The following is a 14,804-nucleotide window of genomic DNA, read 5'->3' as shown; positions in this document are numbered from 1 at the left end:
TCAGCAGGCCCGACGTCGAGCTGGACAGGTGCCGTTCCGCGTCGGTCAGGGTGAACCAGGGGACCATGATCTCCAGGCACGCGAAGGCCAGCAGGGGGCGCCAGTGGGTGCGGACCGTGGTGCCGAGGCCGCCCTGGCGGAGCGCGAAGGGGAGGAGCAGGGCCGCGCCCAGCGCGCAGCGCGTGAACACCACCACGGGCGGGGACACCGAGTCCACCGCCACCTTGATCATCAGGTAGGGGATCCCCCAGATCACTCCCATCAGGGAGAACAGGAACCAGCCGCGTGCAGTCATACGGCGAGTTTCGGACAGGTCAGCGGCGTGAGTCTTGAACGCTGTTGCGGTACGCCGCCGGCGTCACCCCGAGCACCCGGCGGAACCAGCGGGTCAGGTGGGCCTGGTCCGCGAAGCCCACGAGGGGGGCGACCTCGGCGGGGCGCAGTCCGGCCGCCAGCAGCTCCCGCGCCCTGGCCACCCGGTGCTGGGCGAGCCAGGCGTACGGCGGTATGCCCATGGTCGTACGGAAGGCCCGGAGGAGTTGGTAGCGGGACAGGCCCAGGTCCGACGCGAGGAGCGCGAGGGAGGGGGGTGCCGTCAGTTCGTCCGCCAGGCGGTCGCGGACGGTGCGCGCTATCGCCCCGGCGCCGGGAATGAGGTCGGGCGCCGAACGTGCCGTGGAGTGGCGGCGGGCCAGGGCGGTCAGCAGCCAGGGCAGGCGGGACTCGGCCTCCAACGAATCGGGGCAGGCGCTGAGTTCGGTGTGGGCGCGGCACAGGGCGGCGGTCAGCTCTGGGTCGTCGAGGAGGGGCTCGCGGAAGTGCGGGAGGCCGCCGAGGGTGCCGTCGGCCAGGAGGGACGGGTCGGCGTACAGGGCGCGGTAGGCGTACCCGTCGGTGGCGTTCTGGGGGCCGCCGGTGTGCATCTCGCCGGGGTCGAGGACGACGATCGAGCCGGGGCCGGTGCGGATGTGGCCGCCCCGGTAGTCGATGATCTCGGAGCCGCCGACGCAGACGCCGATCGTGTACTCGTCGTGGGCGTGCGGGGCGTAGGTGTGCCGGCGGAAGTTCGCGGTGAGCAGGTCGAGCGGGGGGCCGCAGCGGCCCAGCCGGGCCCTCGTCCACAGCGCCTGTTCTGCCATGGGCACCCCCTTCTTCGTACGGCCCACCGAGCGAAGCCCGTCGGTCGCGACGGCCCACCGAGCGAAGCCCGTCAGTCGCGTACGGGGTGCAACACCTGGCGGGGGCACTTCCATACCCGCGGGCTCGCACGGGTCGGCCGGTGCGGTCCGCACGGGCCCGCCGGCGCACGGGTCGGCCGGTGCACGGGTCGGCCGGTGCACGGGTCGGCCGGTGCACGGGTCGGCCGGTGCGGTCCGCACGGGCCCGCCGGCCTAGCCCGTCATCCGCTCCAGCGCGTCGAACGCCGACCCCAGTCGCGCCCGGTGGTCCTCGGCCACCTCCTCCACGGGATCCCCGGCGGACAGGCGGCGCAGGGAGGCGGTGACCACCGTGCGGTACGCGGCGATCGTGAGCGCGGCGAGGAGGACGGGGTCGGCCGCCGGCACGCCCGGGTCGGCGGAGGCCGCTTCGGTGAGGGCCGCGGCCAGGGCCGTCTCGACCTCGTCGAGGCCCTCGCGGGCGCGGGCCCGCAGCGCGGGTGACGCGGCGACGATCCGCCAGAACGGCGGGAGCGTCTCCCCCACCCCGCCCAGCGGGTGCCGTTCGTCGAGGAGGCGGAGGGTGAGGCGGCGCAGCGCGGCGAGCGGGGGTTCGCCCGGCGCGCGGTCGCGTACGGCGCCGGCGAACAGGGCGGCGGCCTCGGGGATGCGGTCGAGGAACAGGTCCTCCTTGCGCGGGAAGTAGTTGAAGACGGTCATCGTGGAGACTCCAGCGGCGGCTGCCACTTCCGCCACGGTCACCTTGTCGAAGCCGCGCTCGCGGAACAGGAGCGTGGCGATGTCCGAGATCCGCTGCCGGGTCTGTCTCTTCTTGCGTTCGCGCAGGGACCGCGGCTCCTGGGGCGGGGACTCGTCCATGGGGGGACGATAGTCCGGGGCCCGACAGTCCGAAAGTGTAGCCAGTCAAAAGATTTAGTGACTACATTGTGCGGGTGACGGATTACGACGTGGTGGTGGCCGGTGCGGGGCCGGTGGGGCTCTTCCTCGCGTGCGAGCTGCGGCTGGGCGGGGCTCGGGTGCTGGCCGTGGAGCGGCTCACCGAGGTGGACGAGACGATCAAGGCCGGCTCGGTCAACGTGCCGAGCGCGGTGTCGTTCTACCGGCGGGGCCTGCTGCCGGAGCTGAACGCGGTGTGGGAGGCGGCGCTGGAGCACCTGCGCGCCTTCAGGGACCGTCAGGGGGAGAAGGGCGAACCGGCCCGTCCGCCGGCGAAGTTCCTCGGCCACTTCGCCGGGATCATGATGGGCGCGGACCTGTTCGACGGCTCCGACCCCGCCTGGGCCGACCTCGGCCCCGCCCGTGAGGCCGGCCTCGTCGTGCCGCAGGCCGAGCTGGAGCGGATCCTGGGCCGCCGGGCCGCCGAGCTGGGCGTCGAGGTGCGCCGGGGCGTGGAGGTGACCGGCTTCGAGGCCGACGACGACGGGGTGACCGTACGGACGGGCAGGGGCCCGGTGCGGGCCGGCTGGCTGGTCGGCTGCGACGGCGGCCGGAGCACGGTCCGCAAGCTCGCCGGGTTCGGCTTCCCCGGCACCGACCCGGAGATCACCGGCTACCAGGCGATCGTCGAGATGACCGGCGACGAGCGGCTCCTGCCCGGCTGGAACACCACGGACGTGGGGACGTACGTCCACGGTCCCTTCCCCGGCCGCATCCTCACCGTGGAGTTCGACGGGCCCCCCGCCGACCGGTCCGCGGCGGTCACCGCCGAGGAGTTGCAGGCGAGCCTGCGCCGGGTGACGGGGGTGCCCGAGGTGAGCGTCGAGAAGGTCGTCTCGGCGACGCGGTTCACGGACAACGCCCGCCAGGTCTCCGAGTACCGCAAGGGCCGGGTGCTGCTCGCCGGGGACGCGGCCCATGTGCACTCGCCGTTCGGCGGGCAGGGGCTCAACCTCGGCATCGGCGACGCGATGAACCTGGGCTGGAAGCTCGCCGCCGTGGTGGCCGGGCGGGCGCCGGAGACGCTGCTCGACAGCTACACCGCCGAACGGCATCCCATCGGCGCCTGGGTGCTCGACTGGACCCGGGCGCAGATCGCGGTGATGCGGCCCGACCCGCACGCCCGCGCCCTGCGCCGCGTGATGACCGACCTGGCGCACACCACCGACGGCACCACCCACCTGGTCACGCGGATCTCGGGCATCTGGCAGCACTACGACCTTCCCGGCGGCCACCCGCTGACCGGCCGCAGCGCCCCCGACCTCGCCCTGACCGACGGCACCCGGCTCGGCGACCACCTGCACACCGGCCGCGCCCTGCTGCTCGACCTCGCCGACGACGGCGCGCTGCGCGCCCGCGCCGAGGGGTACGCCGACCGGCTGGACGTCCGCACCGTCGCCTGCCCGGAACGGCCCCGTCTCGCCGCCCTGTTCGTCCGCCCGGACGGCTTCGTGGCCTGGGCGGCGGACACCGCGGAGGGCACGGACGGCACGAAGGCGCAGGAGTTGGGCGATGCCCTGCGTCAGTGGCTGGGCGAGCGGGACCCGGTCGGCGCCCCCTGAGCCCCGGCCGCCGTCGGCGGACACGAGAGCGGCGGGCTCACGCGGGTGCGAACAGGATCTTCGCCGTGCCCGGGTCCGCCCGGGTGAGGCGGACCCGCAGGCGCCGGCCGAGCGGCAGGTGCTCGCCCTCGATGCGGCCGATGACCGCCGGGGAGTCCAGCTGGACGGTGCCGACGGTCGGCTGGTGGTCGGAGAGTTCGACCACGCAGCCGTCGAAGACCTCCCCCACCCGGTCCTTGAGCAGGGCGGCCTCGACGATGTCGACGCACTCCCGTTCGACCGTGCCCGCGCGCCGGGCGCCGTCGGCCATCTCGTGCGGGAGAGCGGGGAGCGCGGCGAGCACCCAGTCGGGCGGGGCCTGCCCGGCTACGGCGGCGAGGCAGATCTCGGAGGCGTAGCGGTCGACGAGGCGGCGCAGCGGTGCCGTGCAGTGGGCGTAGGGGGCGGCGACGGCGGAGTGGGTGGTGATGCCGGGCAGGACGCCATCCCGGAAGACGGTGTAGCCGGCGCCGCGCAGGAGGGTGGTGCACTCCTGGAGGAAGGCCGCGTGGTTCGGGCGGTGCGGGTCGAGGCCGCGGATGAGGCCCGCGTACGACAGGTGGTGCGGCCAGTCGACGTGCAGGGCGACGGCGGTACGGCGCAGCCGGGCGACGGCGCCGTCCGGGGCGACCGGGAGGGTGCGCAGGACGCCGGTGCCGTGGGCCAGCATCAGGTCGGCGGCGGCCATGCCGGTGAGCAGGGAGAGCTGGGCGTTCCAGCCCTCGGCGGGCAGCGGGGCGCGGTAGGCGAGGTGGTAGGTGTGGTCCTGCTCGGTGATCTCCTGCTCGGGCACGTTCAGGGAGATGCCGCCGCGTTCGACCTCCAGCCGCTCGCGGGCCTCGCCGATCTCCTTGAGGAGGGCGAGCGGTTCCTCGGCCCGGCCGCTGTCGATCCGCTGCTGCACGGTCGCGTAGTCCAGCCGGGCGCGGCTGCGGACCAGGGCCCGGCGTACGTCGACAGCGCCGGTACGGCCGTCCGCGTCCAGGTCGATCGTCCACAGCACCGCCGGGCGGACGCCGTCCGGGAGCAGGCTCGCGGCGCCCTCGCTGAGCACGGCGGGGTGCAGCGGGACGCGTTCGTCGGGGAAGTAGAGGGTGTTCACCCGGCGGTGCGTCTCGGCGTCGAGGTGGCCGCCGGGTACGACGAAGGCGGCGACGTCGGCGATGGCGTACCGGACGCGGTAGCCGGTGCCGTGCCGGGAGAGGTGGGTGGCCTGGTCGAGGTCGGTGGAATCAAGAGGTGGTCGCGCAGCGACTCTTTGGAAGGGTGGTGGCGGGCGACGGGCGGGAGGGTCGAGAGTGAAGAAGGGGAGGTCGGTGGCGTCGTGGGAGTCGTGGGAGGTGAGGGCGGGGGCCTTCGCCGACTGCTCGGCCTCCGCCTGCGCCTCGGCGGGGAAGGTCTCCGGGACGCCGAGTTCGGCTCGGAGCGCGGTGAGGGCGGCCCTGAGGGGGGCCTCGGGGGTGCCGGTCACGCGGATGGGGCGGCGGGGCATACTCCCGAGCGTAGGTCGGGGGCGGGTGGCAGGCACCCCGTACCCTGGCGCTGAGCCGAAGAGAAGGAGTACCTGGTGCTGGTCCTGCTGCCGCCCTCGGAAGGCAAGGCGCCCTCCGGGAAGGGCGCCCCGCTGAAGCCCGAGTCGCTGTCCCTGCCGGGGCTTTCGGCCGCGCGGGAGGCCGTGCTCGACGAACTGGTCGAGCTGTGCGCCGCCGACGAGGAGAAGGCGCGTGAGGTGCTGGGGCTGAGCGAGGGGCTGCGCGGGGAGGTCGCGAAGAACACCGGACTCCGGACGGCCGGGGCGCGGCCCGCCGGGGAGATCTACACCGGTGTCCTGTACGACGCCCTCGGCCTGGCCACGCTGGACGCGGCGGCGAAGCGGCGGGCGGCGGGCTCGCTGCTGGTCTTCTCGGGGCTGTGGGGGGCGGTGCGGGTCACGGACCGTATCCCCTCCTACCGCTGCTCGATGGGCGTGAAGCTGCCCGGGCTCGGCGCGCTGGCGGGGCACTGGCGGGCGCCGATGGCCGAGGTGCTGCCGGAGGCCGCGGGCGGCGGGCTGGTGCTGGACCTGCGGTCGGCGGCGTACGCGGCGGCGTGGAAGCCGAAGGGCGAGGTCGCCGGGCGGACCGCGACCGTACGGGTGCTGCACGCGCCGACCCGGAAGGTCGTCAGCCACTTCAACAAGGCGACCAAGGGCCGGATCGTACGGAGCCTGCTGTCGGCCGGGACCGCGCCGAAGAAGCCGGCGGAGCTGGTGGAAGCGCTGCGGGACCTGGGGTACGTGGTGGAGGCGGAGGCGCCGGGCAAGGACGGGAAGCCGTGGGCGCTGGATGTGCTGGTGGACGAGATCCACTGAGCACATCGAGCGGGCATTGCAGTATGTGCAACGTTCGTTGCGGGTGGTGCAGCGGCTCGGCACGATGAGGGCATGACGCCCTCCCCTTCGGCTGCCTCCGTGCTGGATCTCGCGCCCGTCGTGCCCGTGGTGGTCGTGTCCGACGCCTCCCGGGCCGTACCGCTGGCGCGGGCGCTGGTGGCCGGCGGGCTGCCCGCGATCGAGGTGACGCTGCGGACCCCGGCCGCGCCGGACGCGATCCGGTCGATCGCCGAGGAGGTACCGGACGCGGTGGTCGGTGCGGGCACGGTCCTCACCCCCGAGCAGGTGACGCGGTGCGTGGACGCCGGGGCGCGGTTCCTGGTCAGCCCGGGGTGGACGGACGCGCTGCTGGCGGCGATGCGGGGGGCCGGGGTGCCGTTCCTGCCCGGGGTGTCGACCGCTTCGGAGGTGGTCGCGCTGCTGGAGCGCGGGGTGCGGGAGATGAAGTTCTTCCCGGCGCAGGCGGCGGGCGGGACGGCGTATCTGACGTCACTGGCCGGGCCGCTGCCGCAGGCCCGCTTCTGCCCGACGGGCGGGATCGGGCCGACGACCGCGCCCGAGTACCTGGCGCTGCCCAACGTCGGGTGTGTGGGCGGGAGTTGGATGGTGCCGGCGGACGCCGTCGCCGCCGGGGACTGGGGCCGGGTGGAGGCGCTGGCGCGGGCCGCGGCGGCGCTGGGCGCGCCTAGGCGCGCAGGTGGGACGTGTCGTTGAAGAGCCGGACGCTCGCGTTGCCGTCCGCGTAGTAGGCCACGGCCGAGAGGGAGGCCGCCGAGAGTTCCATGCGGAACAGGGACTCCGGTGGGGCGCCCAGGGCGAGCTGGATCAGGGTCTTGACCGGGGTGACGTGCGTGACCAGGAGGACCGTGCGGCCGGCGCGAGCCGCGATCAGGCGGTCGCGGGCGGCGGCGATGCGCACGGCCGTCTCGGCGAAGCTCTCGCCGCCGCCGGTGGGGTGGGCCTCCGGGTCGGCGAGCCAGGCGGTGAGGTCGTCGGGGTGGCGGGTGTGGACCTCGCCGAAGGTGAGGCCCTCCCAGGCGCCGAAGTCGGTCTCCCTGAGGCCGTCGTCCGTCTCCACGTCCAGGCCGAGGCGTGCGGCGACGATGCGGGCGGTCTCCTGGGTGCGGGCGAGGGGGGAGGCGACGACGGCCTGGATCGTGCCGCGGGCGGCGAGGGCGGTGGCGGCGCGGTGGGCCTGGTCGCGGCCGGCGTCGGAGAGGGAGGGGTTGGTGCCGCCGCTGCCGGAGAAGCGTTTCTGGGGGGTCAGGGGGGTTTCGCCGTGGCGCAGGAGGACGAGGGTGGTGGGGGCGCCGAGGTCCGGGGCTTTGGACCAACCCCGGGTGGACTGGGTCGGGGCGGGGTTCTGGTGGGCCGGGGTGTGCTGGTGCGAGGTGGTTGGGGCGGGGTTCCGGTGGGCCGGGGTGTGCTGGTGCGGGTCGGTCGGGGGGGATGGGTGCTGCTCGCTGTGAGGTGCCGCTGCGCCCACCCGTGCCGCCCCAGCGGCACGATTGCCCGCAGCTGCGTGGGGTGAGGTGGGCGGCTCGGCAGCGGCGCTGCCCGCAGCTGCGTGGGGTGGGGAGGCCGACTCGGCGGCGGCGCTGCCGGCGGCTAGCGGGGATGGGGGGGCCTGCTCGGGGGCGGCGCTGTCCGCCGTCGCGGTTTCGGCGGCGTGAGTGGCCGTGGTTGCGCCGGCGGCGTGAGTGGTTGCCGTGCCGGGGGGTGGGCCCGCGTCCATCGCCTCGTTGGCCAGGCGGTCCGCGTGGGTGTTCTGGGAGCGGGGGATCCACTCGTAGGTGACGTGGGTCGGGGGGTGGGCGGCTCGGGCCTGGGTGGCGAGGGGCTTCATGTCGGGGTGTTTGATCTTCCAGCGGCCCGACATCTGCTCGACGACCAGCTTGGAGTCCATGCGGACGTGGACGCGGGCCATGGGGTCCAGGGCGTGGGCGGCGCTCAGGCCGGCGAGGAGGCCGCGGTACTCGGCGACGTTGTTGGTGACGACACCGAGGTACTCGGCGGCCTCCGCCAGGGTCTCCCCCGTCGCCGCGTCGATCACGACCGCGCCGTAGCCGGCGGGCCCGGGGTTGCCCCGTGACCCGCCGTCGGCCTCGACGATGAACTCCCGCACCGGCCCGGGCCCCCGGCTACAGACCCGACTCGGCCGTGCGCACCAGGATGCGGCGGCAGTTCTCGCAGCGGACCACGGTGTCCGGCGCGGCCGAGCGGATCTCGTTCAGCTCGGTGATCGCCAGCTCCTGGCGGCAGCCCTGGCAGGTGCGCTGGTACAGCTTGGCCGCGCCGATGCCGCCCTGCTGCTCGCGCAGCTTGTCGTACAGCTTGAGCAGGTCCGCGGGGACGGAGCCGGCGATGACCTCGCGCTCCTTGGTGACCGAGGAGGCCTCGGCGTCGAGTTCCTCGAACACCGTGTCCCGGCGGCCGGTCGCGTCGTCGATCTTCGACTGCACGGAACCGACCCGCTCGGTCAGCTCGGCGACCCGCTCCTGCGCGCCCTCGCGGCGCTCCATGACCTCCAGGACGATGTCCTCCAGGTCGCCCTGCCGCTTGGCGAGGGAGGCGATCTCGTGCTGGAGGTTGGACAGGTCCTTCGGCGAGGTGACCGCGCCGGAGTCCAGGCGCTGCTGGTCGCGGGCGGCGCGCCGGCGCACCTGGTCCACGTCCTGCTCGGCCTTCGTCTGCTCGCGGGCGCAGTCGCTCTCCTCGGTCTGCGCGGCCACGAGCAGGTCGCGCAGCTGCGTGAGGTCCTTGGTCAGCGACTCGATCTCGGCGTGCTCGGGCAGCGACTTCCGCTTGTGCGCGAGCTGCTGCAGGCGGACGTCGAGGGCCTGGACGTCGAGGAGTCGGATCTGGTCGGCGGGCGCGGCGTTCAGTTGGGGGCTCCTACTGGTTGTCGGTGGCGGTGGACGCCGCGTGGGCGGTCCAGGGGTCGGTGACCGTCTTGGAGACGTGGACCCTGAGGTCCCAGCCGTGGCGGTCGGAGATCTCGTCGAGCTGGCTCGCGGCCAGCTCGCACCAGGGCCACTCGGTGGCCCAGTGCGCCGCGTCGAGCAGCGCGAGGGGGCTGTGGGCCACCGCCTCGGAGGCGGGGTGGTGGCGCAGGTCGGCGGTGAGGAAGGCGTCCACGCCGGCCGCGCGGACGTGGTCGAAGAGGCTGTCGCCGGACCCGCCGCTGACGGCGACCGTGCGGACGAGCGCCTCGGGGTCGCCGGCCACCCGGATGCCCTGAGCGGTGGCGGGCAGCCGCTCGGCGGCGCGGGCGGCCAGCTCGCGCACGGTGAGCGGGTGGTCCAGCTCGCAGACGCGGCCGAGGCCCCGGCAGCCGGCCGGGTCGGTGGGGTCCGGGACGAGCGGTCGTACCACGCGGAGGTCGAGCGCTCCGGCGAGCGCGTCCGAGACGCCGGGGTCGGCGGTGTCGGCGTTGGTGTGGGCGACGTGCAGCGCGATGTCGTTCTTGATCAGCGTGTGCACGACCCGGCCCTTGAAGGTGGACGCCGCCACGGTCGTCGTACCGCGCAGGTAGAGCGGGTGGTGGGTGACGAGCAGGTCGGCGCCGAGCTTCACCGCCTCGTCGACGATCTCCCCTACGGGGTCCACGGCGAAGAGGACCCGGGTGATCTCCTGGTCGGGGTCGCCCACGACGGTGCCGACCGCGTCCCAGGACTCGGCACGCTCGGCGGGCCACAGGTTCTCCAGCGCGGCGATGACTTCAGACAGACGGGGCACGGGCCAAGGCTACCTGGCTGTCCTGCGGTGCCGTACCGCGTCCGGCGTACCGCTCGGGCTCAGCACACCCGCCCCCGCACCCTCAGCTGAATCGCTTCTGCACCACCCGTATGTGTGAAGTGGGGTCGGCCGGTCCCACGCCCGTGCGTACGAAAACTAGCTTCGTCGCCGGAGGTGACCGAACCATGACGGCCTGTGCGATCGAACCCCCGTCAGCGGCTCCCGGTGACGGTGCGCCGGAGGCCGGGTGCGCCATCACGGCGGACGGCGCGTACGGCGCCCGCCTCGCCCGGGACGGCGACTCCTGGTTCCCGGAGCGCTGGACGCTGGACGGCCCGGAGCCGTACGCGGTGCCGCTGCCCGGCAACCAGCCCGAGGAGCCCGGCACCGAGGTGCAGCCGATGGGCGACGGGCGGGTGCTCATCCACCGGCTGGTGGAGCAGCGGCACGCGTTCTCCCTGCTGTACCCGACCGGGCCCGGCACCGGCGAGCTGCCGCTGGGCGCGGTGGAGTGCCCGGAGCCCGGCACCCGGCTGACGCTGCTGCCCCCGGCCCCCGACGGCACGCGGGCCTACGCCCTCGCCGCGGGCCCGCGGACCACGGCGCTGTGGCTGGTGGCGGGCGGCACCTTCGGACCGGAGCGGCTGACCGAGGTGCCGGGGCACTGCTCGGGCGGGGTGTGGCTGGACCGCGCCGGCCGGATGCTCGCGCTGGACCGGGAGCTGGGCGGCCGGACCAAGACCGTGGTGCTGGACCTGGAGCGCGGCGGGGAACTCTCGCCGCTGCTGCAGATCGCGGCCGGCAGCGACGACCGGCTGCTGCTCGCCGATCCCGACAGCGGGCTGCTGCTCATCTCCTCGGACGCGCCGTCCCCGGGGCGGGCACGGCTCGGCTGGGGGGTGCTCGGCAGCACGCTGCCGGTGCGCTCCCCGGAGAGCCTGCGCGTCCCGGACTGCGCGGTCACACCGTTCGCGATCCAGCCGGGGCAGGTGCTGATGCCGGAGAGCTGCTCGGTGGCGCTGCGGATCGACGGGCCGTTCGGCAGCTGGGTCGGCGTGTGGCGGCCGGCCGGGGGGCGGGTCCGTCACCTTCCGGCGCCCGACGGCTGGTTGACGGGGGCGGGTCTGTGGACGCGGGACGGGGTGCTGCGGCTGCCGTACGCCACGGAGGAGGTGCGGTGCGGTGTGGCGGAGGTGCGGTGCGGTGCGGAAGAGGTCCCTTGCGGTATGGGGGACTTGACGGCGCCGGCCGAGACGGGTGGCGTGGGGGACGCGTGCGGGAAGGCCGACGCGTCCGGCGCTTCCCCGGCTCCGGCCCCGGTCCCCGACGTGTCCGAAGAACCGGCGGACAGGGACCCGCCGGGGCCCGCCGCGAGGCGTCCCGTGCCGTTGCAGCAGGCGCCATTGGGGGGACTTGTAACGAAGTAGCACCGGTCGGCGTGCCCGCCTGGATTCGGCCCGAGGTGTGCCGGTTACACTCGCCCGGCTGTAAGAGATCATGTTGACGGGGTGAATTCTTCCGATGAGCGACACCAGCACGACGCAACCGCTGTCTGCCGGCTCTTCCGACGTGGACGGCCACGGCCGGCACCGGGGTCCGGTCGCGGCCCAGGACGACGAGTCGAGCCCGCGCGGCCGGCACCGCAAGCCGGCGGACGACAAGGCCGAGGCGGCTGTCTGACGGTCGTACAGGTCACACATGAGGGGGCGTCCACCGGTCGGCGGACGCCCCCTCACCTGTGTCACCCCGGGGTCACTCCCGACACCCCTGTCACCCCCGTCACTCCCGCTTGAGCGCGAGGACCTCGGCGGCGGCGAACGTCTCCCCCGGCGGCCGGTCCGCGTAGTGCGGGGTGAGCAGCGCGTCGAGTTCGCCGTAGCCGAACGTCTCCTGCTTGCTGTCGAACTTCGCCCGCACCCGGGGCCGTTCGACGATCGCGACCATGCCGCCGTGGACGACGAGCAGCTGGCCGTTGACCGGGGCGGCGGCCGGTGAGGCCAGGTAGCCGACGAGCGGGGCGACGTGTTCGGGGGCGAGGGGGTCCAGGCGGCCTGCGTCCGGTTCCTGGAAGCCCGCGAAGACGTCCTCGGTCATCCGGGTGCGGGCGCGCGGGCAGATCGCGTTCGCGGTGACGCCGTACTTGGCGAGGGCGAGCGCGGTGGAGGTGGTGAGGCCGACGATCCCGCCCTTCGCCGCCGCGTAGTTGGGCTGTCCGGCGGAGCCCGCGAGGAACGCCTCCGAGGAGGTGTTCACGATCCGGCCGTACACCGGCGCCCCGGCCGCCTTGGACCGCTCCCGCCAGTGCGCGGCCGCGAAGTGGGTGGTGTTGAAGTGGCCCTTGAGGTGGACGCGGATCACCGTGTCCCACTCGTCCTCCGACATGGAGAAGATCATGCGGTCGCGCAGGATGCCCGCGTTGTTGACGAGGATGTCGAGCCTGCCGTACTCGCGGACGGCCAACCCGACGAGTTCCCCGGCCTGTTGGTGGTCGGCTATGTCACCGGTGTGGGCGACGGCCCGGCCGCCGGCCGCGCGGATCTCGGCGGCGACCTCCTCGGCGGGACCGGCGGAGGCGGCACCGGAACCGTCCCGGCCGGGCTGTCCGTAGTCGTTGACGACGACGGACGCGCCGAGCCGGGCGAGTTCCAGCGCCTCGGCCCGGCCGAGGCCGCGCCCCGCGCCGGTGACGACGGCGGACAGCCCTTCGAGTGGCAGTGTCGTGGCAGGTGTCCGTGTCATGGCAGGTGTCCGTCCGTCGTCAGATCTCGATGCAGGTGCGCAGGGCCGTGCCGGTGCGCATCTGGTCCAGTGCCTCGTTGATCTCCGCCAGCGGTACCCGGTGGGTGATCAGCCCTTCCAGGTCGATGCGGCCGGCCCGCCACAGGGCGATCGTGCGCTCGTAGGAGCGCAGCACGTCGCCGCCGCCGTACATGGAGGGCAGGATGCGCTTCTCGTCGAAGAACAGCTCGAACATGTTGAGCTGGAGGTGGTCGTCCATGGCGCCGGCGCCGACGACGACGAGGGTGCCGCCGCGCCGGGTGTTCTCGTAGGCAGTGCGGGCGGTGGCGGAGCGGCCGACGACCTCGAAGACGTAGTCGAAGCCCTCGCCCCCGGTGACCTGCTGTTTGGCGTCGGCCAGTTCCTCGGGGGCCACGGCCCTCGTGGCGCCGAACCTCAGGGCGGACGCGCGCCGGGAGGCGACCGGGTCGACGGCGACGATCTCGGCGGCGCCCCTGAGCCTGGCCCCTTGCACGGCGGAGATGCCGACGCCTCCGCAGCCGATCACGGCGACGGACGAACCGGCCTCCACGTCGGCGGTGTTGAGGGCGGCGCCGAGTCCGGTGGTGACGCCGCAGCCGATGAGGGCGGCGATGTCGAAGGGCACGTCGTCGGGGATGGGCACGGCGCAGCCCGCGTCGACGACGACCTCCTCGGCGAAGGTGCCGGTGCCCGCGAAGCCGAACAGGTCGCCGCCGGAGCGCTTGAAGTTGGGGGTGCCGGCGTTCATGAAGCCGGCCAGGCACAGTTCGGTCTGGCCGCGTCTGCAGGCGGGGCAGGCGCCGCAGGCGGGCAGCCAGCACAGGACGACCCGGTCGCCGGGCTTCACGTGACTGACGTTGTCGCCGACGTCGATGATCTCGCCGGCGCCCTCGTGGCCGGGTACGAACGGGGCGGGCTGGGGCAGCACGCCGTTCATCGCGGACAGGTCCGAGTGGCACAGTCCGGTGGCCCGGATCCGGACCCGGACCCTGCCGGGGCCGAAGCCGACGGCCTCGACGTCGTCGTGGACCTCCAGCTTGTCCTGGCCGATCTCGTGCAGTACGGCTGCGCGCATGGTGCGGCTCCCCTCACGGGCTTCTCAGGTACGGGCCTCTCAGGTACGGGCCGGCCAGGCACAGACCCCTCAGGCACGGCCCCTCAGGCACGGCCCCTCAGGCACGGCCTCTCAGGCACGGCCTCTCGGGCACGGCCTCTCAGGAGTGCTGGACGATGGTGTCGGCGAGGACCGGCGCGTCCTCCCTCTCGACGGCGCTCACGGTCACCTGGATCCGGCCGTCGCCCCGCCACATGCGGACGCGCAGGGTCTCCCCCGGGAACACGACCCCGGCGAACCGGGTGCTGTAGCACCGCACGCGGGTCACGTCGCCGCCGAGGAGGGAGTCGACAACCGCCTTCAGGGTGATCCCGTAGGTACACAGCCCGTGCAGGATGGGCTTGTCGAACCCGGCGAGCTTGGCGAACTCCGGGTCGGCGTGAAGGGGGTTGAGGTCGCCGGAGAGGCGGTAGAGCAGGGCCTGGTCGGGGCGGACGGGCCGCTCGACGGTCCGGTCGGGCTCGCCGGTGGGCGGTTCGGGCCGGGCGGAGGGCCCGCGGTCGCCGCCCCAGCCGCCCTCGCCGCGTACGAAGATCTGCGCGTCGTTGGTCCACAGGGGACCCTCGGCGTCGGCGACCTCGGTGCGCATCACGAGGACGGCGGCCTTGCCCTTGTCGTACACGGCGGCGATGCGGCCGGTGGCGGTGGCGGCGCCCGCGGTCGGCAGGGGCCGGTGGATCGTGAGGGTCTGGCCGCCGTGCAGCACCGTGGCGAGGTCGACGTCCACGCCGGGCATGGACAGGCCGCTGATCACCCCGGGCGAGCCGGAGCCGGCGACGGTGGCGAAGCTCGGCAGCACGTGCAGCCGGGACTCCAGGGTGTAGCGCAGCTCGTCGGGGTCGGTGGCCGGGCTCTCCTTGTCCGGGTCGGTGCCGGCGCCGATGCCGAGGTGGTAGAGCTGGACGTCCTTGGCGGTCCAGCTGATCCCACCGGTCCGGGGCTCGGCGGCGAGGGCGGCGGCTGCGTCGATGGGCATGGGGCTCCTGACGGGTCTCAAGACCTCGGTGCGGACGTCCGCACCGTCGGCCGCACCGAGGTCGCGCATGGGCGGATCTAGAACGGGTTCCAGTCCGGCGCCCTCTGTATAGCCGAGGGCTCGGCACTTG

General features: G+C 74.2%; 14 protein-coding genes. 5 read left to right on the top strand and 9 right to left on the bottom strand.

What is annotated here, in order from left to right:
* Positions 1–314: 314 nt before the first annotated feature.
* Both DBP14_RS25485 and DBP14_RS25480 read right to left on the bottom strand, forming a co-directional pair.
* Positions 315–1,139, bottom strand: coding sequence for an AraC family transcriptional regulator (locus DBP14_RS25485; protein WP_129309443.1), 825 nt, complete (start codon positions 1,137–1,139; stop codon positions 315–317).
* A gap of 252 nt (positions 1,140–1,391) precedes the next feature.
* On the bottom strand, positions 1,392–2,036 hold the full coding sequence (locus DBP14_RS25480) for a TetR/AcrR family transcriptional regulator (RefSeq protein WP_129309442.1): 645 nt from the start codon (positions 2,034–2,036) through the stop codon (positions 1,392–1,394).
* 74 nt (positions 2,037–2,110) lie between these two features.
* Here DBP14_RS25480 and DBP14_RS25475 point away from each other — a divergent pair, with 74 nt between their 5' ends.
* Positions 2,111–3,676 carry an FAD-dependent oxidoreductase gene (locus DBP14_RS25475; RefSeq protein WP_241741037.1) on the top strand — a complete coding sequence of 522 codons (1,566 nt, stop codon included), beginning with the start codon at positions 2,111–2,113 and terminating at the stop codon, positions 3,674–3,676.
* A 37-nt stretch (positions 3,677–3,713) separates the two neighbouring features.
* On the opposite strand, the gene DBP14_RS25470 is transcribed toward DBP14_RS25475, so the two are convergent.
* Positions 3,714–5,207 carry an RNB domain-containing ribonuclease gene (locus DBP14_RS25470; RefSeq protein WP_129309441.1) on the bottom strand — a complete coding sequence of 498 codons (1,494 nt, stop codon included), beginning with the start codon at positions 5,205–5,207 and terminating at the stop codon, positions 3,714–3,716.
* A gap of 75 nt (positions 5,208–5,282) precedes the next feature.
* Between DBP14_RS25470 and yaaA the strand changes: the two genes are divergently transcribed.
* Complete coding sequence (gene yaaA / locus DBP14_RS25465; protein ID WP_129309440.1) at positions 5,283–6,065, top strand: peroxide stress protein YaaA; 783 nt, start codon at positions 5,283–5,285, stop codon at positions 6,063–6,065.
* Positions 6,066–6,137: 72 nt separating this feature from the next.
* On the top strand, positions 6,138–6,800 hold the full coding sequence (eda, locus tag DBP14_RS25460; RefSeq protein ID WP_129309439.1) for a bifunctional 4-hydroxy-2-oxoglutarate aldolase/2-dehydro-3-deoxy-phosphogluconate aldolase: 663 nt from the start codon (positions 6,138–6,140) through the stop codon (positions 6,798–6,800).
* Here the strand turns inward: eda and DBP14_RS25455 are convergent.
* From DBP14_RS25455 to DBP14_RS25445, 3 genes are read right to left on the bottom strand one after another with little or no spacing between them, the layout of a single operon-like run.
* Entirely contained in the window at positions 6,772–8,211 is a 1,440-nt protein-coding gene (locus tag DBP14_RS25455) for a bifunctional RNase H/acid phosphatase (RefSeq protein ID WP_129309438.1), read from the bottom strand. The genes eda and DBP14_RS25455 overlap by 29 nt on opposite strands.
* Before the next feature lie 16 nt (positions 8,212–8,227).
* A complete protein-coding gene (locus tag DBP14_RS25450) occupies positions 8,228–8,971 on the bottom strand; it encodes a C4-type zinc ribbon domain-containing protein (RefSeq protein WP_129309437.1) in 744 nt (247 codons plus the stop codon).
* A 10-nt stretch (positions 8,972–8,981) separates the two neighbouring features.
* Positions 8,982–9,824 carry a Nif3-like dinuclear metal center hexameric protein gene (locus DBP14_RS25445; RefSeq protein WP_129309436.1) on the bottom strand — a complete coding sequence of 281 codons (843 nt, stop codon included), beginning with the start codon at positions 9,822–9,824 and terminating at the stop codon, positions 8,982–8,984.
* A 185-nt stretch (positions 9,825–10,009) separates the two neighbouring features.
* On the opposite strand from DBP14_RS25445, the gene DBP14_RS25440 reads away from it, so the two are divergent.
* Both DBP14_RS25440 and DBP14_RS36215 read left to right on the top strand, forming a co-directional pair.
* Complete coding sequence (locus DBP14_RS25440; protein WP_129309435.1) at positions 10,010–11,251, top strand: hypothetical protein; 1,242 nt, start codon at positions 10,010–10,012, stop codon at positions 11,249–11,251.
* A gap of 94 nt (positions 11,252–11,345) precedes the next feature.
* Positions 11,346–11,504 carry a hypothetical protein gene (locus tag DBP14_RS36215; protein WP_164992407.1) on the top strand — a complete coding sequence of 53 codons (159 nt, stop codon included), beginning with the start codon at positions 11,346–11,348 and terminating at the stop codon, positions 11,502–11,504.
* Positions 11,505–11,603: 99 nt separating this feature from the next.
* Here DBP14_RS36215 and DBP14_RS25435 read toward each other — a convergent pair whose 3' ends face one another.
* The 3 genes from DBP14_RS25435 to DBP14_RS25425 all read right to left on the bottom strand — a co-directional run bounded on the left by DBP14_RS25435 (position 11,604) and on the right by DBP14_RS25425 (position 14,674).
* Entirely contained in the window at positions 11,604–12,563 is a 960-nt protein-coding gene (locus DBP14_RS25435) for a 3-oxoacyl-ACP reductase (protein ID WP_129309434.1), read from the bottom strand.
* 19 nt (positions 12,564–12,582) lie between these two features.
* A complete protein-coding gene (locus tag DBP14_RS25430; RefSeq protein WP_129309433.1) occupies positions 12,583–13,659 on the bottom strand; it encodes a Zn-dependent alcohol dehydrogenase in 1,077 nt (358 codons plus the stop codon).
* Between the two features lie 139 nt (positions 13,660–13,798).
* Positions 13,799–14,674 carry a MaoC/PaaZ C-terminal domain-containing protein gene (locus DBP14_RS25425; protein WP_129309432.1) on the bottom strand — a complete coding sequence of 292 codons (876 nt, stop codon included), beginning with the start codon at positions 14,672–14,674 and terminating at the stop codon, positions 13,799–13,801.
* Between the last annotated feature and the right edge of the window lie 130 nt (positions 14,675–14,804).

The sequence above is a fragment of the Streptomyces sp. L2 genome (assembly GCF_004124325.1).
GTDB lineage: Bacteria > Actinomycetota > Actinomycetes > Streptomycetales > Streptomycetaceae > Streptomyces.
This window is presented reverse-complemented; position numbering and strand designations above follow the sequence as displayed.

Coding starts and splice junctions, on each gene's coding strand:
- DBP14_RS25430 (WP_129309433.1), bottom strand. CDS start 13,659: ATGCGCGCAGCCGTACTGCACGAGATCGGCCAGGACAAGCTGGAGGTC.
- DBP14_RS36215 (WP_164992407.1), top strand. CDS start 11,346: ATGAGCGACACCAGCACGACGCAACCGCTGTCTGCCGGCTCTTCCGAC.
- eda (WP_129309439.1), top strand. CDS start 6,138: ATGACGCCCTCCCCTTCGGCTGCCTCCGTGCTGGATCTCGCGCCCGTC.
- DBP14_RS25425 (WP_129309432.1), bottom strand. CDS start 14,674: ATGCCCATCGACGCAGCCGCCGCCCTCGCCGCCGAGCCCCGGACCGGT.
- DBP14_RS25470 (WP_129309441.1), bottom strand. CDS start 5,207: ATGCCCCGCCGCCCCATCCGCGTGACCGGCACCCCCGAGGCCCCCCTC.
- DBP14_RS25435 (WP_129309434.1), bottom strand. CDS start 12,563: ATGACACGGACACCTGCCACGACACTGCCACTCGAAGGGCTGTCCGCC.
- DBP14_RS25440 (WP_129309435.1), top strand. CDS start 10,010: ATGACGGCCTGTGCGATCGAACCCCCGTCAGCGGCTCCCGGTGACGGT.
- DBP14_RS25485 (WP_129309443.1), bottom strand. CDS start 1,139: ATGGCAGAACAGGCGCTGTGGACGAGGGCCCGGCTGGGCCGCTGCGGC.
- DBP14_RS25480 (WP_129309442.1), bottom strand. CDS start 2,036: ATGGACGAGTCCCCGCCCCAGGAGCCGCGGTCCCTGCGCGAACGCAAG.